Raw genomic sequence first — 1,626 nt, 5'->3', positions numbered from 1 at the left:
CCGCGACGAGGGTGTCGCCCGCGAAATCGAGATCGTGCACGAGCATGTCGCCGGTCACGTGCGACTGGCGTGGAGCCAGCACAAGGTCGTGCTCGAGCAGCCCCCCATCGGCCCGCCGCAGCGAGCCCGTGGGCGCGAAGCGCCAGATCATGCGTCGGGTTCCTACGGCCAGCTCGTGGCCGCTGTACGCCGCCCCGGTGGGGCGCTCGAAGTAGCGCTGCGTCATCATGGTGCGCTCGCCGTTGGAGGCCAGGCAGAGCACGCGCTGGGCCTGGTAGGTGGTGATGATGAGCGAGATGCCGAGCGTGTCGAGCAGGTGCGGCACGTTTTCAGAGTGGCCATAGCCGAGGGGCCCAACAAGCCTGGAGGGTGTGCTCACGTCGAGATCTCCTGCGAGCGGGCGTGGGCGCGAGAGGACCGTCGGCCTTCGGTGTGGGCGAGGCTCACGATGGAACGCTTCGCGCGGCGCTCGTGATCGTCGAGAAGAGGGCGGCATCCGCTGCAGGCCTGTGCTGCTCGGCGGGGGCGAAGCGCCGCATCATCTCGGCCATGAGGCGGGGCTCGCTCCACGGCGCGTCGTGGTGGTCATTGACGAGATGCGGGCTCTGCGCGTCGCGCATCCACTCGGTGGGGAACAGGGCCACCTGAAGAGGCGTGCCCGCCCGGCCCATGGGGTGAGCGGCGACTGCGGGGGGGCTCGTAAGCGTTCCGCGCACGGCGTCGCGCAGCAGGGCGCAGAGGTCGAGGCCGAAGAGGGGGCCTAGACGCGTGGTGGGCACCACGCGGGGATTGATCTCGAGCAGGCACGGTTCCCCCGTCGAAGGGTCGACGCGGAACTCGATGTCGCCCACCCCGCTGAGCCCGAAGTGCGCGACGAGCTTCTCGACAGCGTTGACGAGCGAGTCGTCGGCGCGTCGCACCACGGCCGAACCGCCTCCACGCGTGATCTCGACCTTCTCGAGCGACAGGCATCCAAGCAGGCGCCCTTGCCAGGCGGCGTAGCTCATCTCGTAGGTGGTCCCCCCGATGAATCTCGAGAGAATGACGGCGCGTGGGGCGATGGTGGCGATGTCGGGCCGCCAGCCGAGCAGCACGCGCAGCTCATCGGGGGCGTGGGCGAAGCGCACGCCCGTGCCGGCCCAGGTGTAGTCATGCTTCACCACCACGGGCCAGCCGTGGGTCTCGGCGAAGGCCAGCGCTTCGTCGACCGAGGGGTTCACGCACTCGGGAGCCGTGGCGATGCCAAGGGCGCGCGCTGTGTCTGCGAGGCGAGACTTGCGCTCGAGCTCGAGCAGCCGGTCCGGGCGCCCCAGCGAGCGTTCGAGAAGAGGGGCCAGGGCGGGGGCGTGGGTCGCCACCTCGGATGACAGGCGCAGCCGATGGAGCAGCCAGAGCGCCGGGTCGTCGCCCGCGATGATGACGTCGGGCTGCCAGCGCTCGACCAGGGATGCGAGCGCTCGGTTGAAGGTCACGGCGTCGATGGGCGGCGCGTAGGCGTGGCTCTCGGTGAGGTAGCGCGAGTACGTGATGATGTGATCGGTCGGGCAGAGCGCGAAGGCCTCCATGCCGCCTGTGGCGAGCGCCTTCGGCAAGAGGGCGGTGGCGGGCCAGTCGGTGCTCGTGATG

At 70.1% G+C, this 1,626-nt stretch carries 2 protein-coding genes; both read right to left on the bottom strand.

Annotated features, from left to right (window positions below):
- Positions 1-379, bottom strand: a 379-nt coding sequence (locus EB084_24970) for a DUF4915 domain-containing protein (GenBank protein NDD31516.1), incomplete at its 3' end; no start/stop codon positions are given.
- Between the two features lie 64 nt (positions 380-443).
- Positions 444-1,626, bottom strand: a 1,183-nt coding sequence (locus EB084_24965; protein NDD31515.1) for a hypothetical protein, incomplete at its 5' end; no start/stop codon positions are given.

Source organism: Pseudomonadota bacterium (genome assembly GCA_010028905.1).
In the GTDB taxonomy this organism is placed as follows: Bacteria; Vulcanimicrobiota; Xenobia; order RGZZ01; family RGZZ01; genus RGZZ01.
The sequence above is the reverse complement of the archived record's forward strand: the minus strand, read 5'-3'. Positions and strand labels throughout refer to the sequence as shown.